Source organism: Clostridium sp. CX1 (genome assembly GCF_025398335.1).
Taxonomy (GTDB): domain Bacteria; phylum Bacillota; class Clostridia; order Clostridiales; family Clostridiaceae; genus Clostridium_AM; species Clostridium_AM tanneri.
In genome coordinates this window covers 1-1,258 of the sequence record NZ_JAODOO010000052.1, presented here as the reverse complement: position 1 = coordinate 1,258, position 1,258 = coordinate 1, and the positions used below count along the sequence as shown (strand labels likewise).

Genomic DNA, 1,258 nt, shown 5'->3' with positions numbered 1-1,258 from the left:
AGTATCAGTCAGCTGAACATGTTACCATGCTTACACCTCTGACCTATCAACCTTGTGTTCTTCAAGGGGTCTTACTGGCTTACGCCATGGGAAATCTTATCTTGAGGTGGGCTTCACGCTTAGATGCTTTCAGCGTTTATCCCTTCCCGACATAGCTACCCAGCTGTGCTCCTGGCGGAACAACTGGTGCACCAGAGGTCAGTCCATCCCGGTCCTCTCGTACTAAGGACAGCTCCTCTCAAATTTCCTACGCCCGCGACGGATAGGGACCGAACTGTCTCACGACGTTCTGAACCCAGCTCGCGTGCCGCTTTAATGGGCGAACAGCCCAACCCTTGGGACCTACTTCAGCCCCAGGATGCGACGAGCCGACATCGAGGTGCCAAACCTCCCCGTCGATGTGGACTCTTGGGGGAGATCAGCCTGTTATCCCCGAGGTAGCTTTTATCCGTTGAGCGATGGCCCTCCCACGAGGTACCACCGGATCACTAAGCCCGACTTTCGTCCCTGCTCCACTTGTTTGTGTCGCAGTCAGGCTCCCTTCTGCCTTTGCACTCTTCGAACGATTTCCAACCGTTCTGAGGGAACCTTTGGGCGCCTCCGTTACTTTTTAGGAGGCGACCGCCCCAGTCAAACTGCCCGCCTAACAATGTCCCGTGACCAGATTCATGGCCGCCGGTTAGAATTCCAGTACTGTCAGGGTGGTATCCCAAGGTTGACTCCACAAAGGCTGACGCCCTTGCTTCTCAGTCTCCCACCTATCCTGTACAGACAATACCGAAACTCAATGCTAAGCTGCAGTAAAGCTCTACGGGGTCTTTCCGTCCAATCGCGGGTAGCGAGCATCTTCACTCGCAATACAATTTCGCCGGATTTGTTGTCGAGACAGTGCCCAAGTCATTACGCCATTCGTGCGGGTCGGAACTTACCCGACAAGGAATTTCGCTACCTTAGGACCGTTATAGTTACGGCCGCCGTTTACTGGGGCTTAAGTTCACACCTTCGCTTGCGCTAAGTGTTCCCCTTAACCTTCCAGCACCGGGCAGGCGTCAGCCCCTATACATCAGCTTTCGCTTTAGCAGAGACCTGTGTTTTTGCTAAACAGTTGCTTGGGCCTATTCTCTGCGACCTGCTTGCGCAGGCACTCCTTCTCCCGAAGTTACGGAGTCAATTTGCCGAGTTCCTTGACAACAATTCTTCCGCTGGTCTTAGGATTCTCTCCTCACCTACCTGTGTCGGTTTGCGGTACGGGCGCCAA

1 rRNA gene is annotated in these 1,258 nt (G+C 54.1%); it reads right to left on the bottom strand.

Annotated features, from left to right (window positions below):
• A 23S ribosomal RNA gene (locus N4T77_RS20075) occupies positions 1 to 1,258 on the bottom strand; the annotation flags it as partial.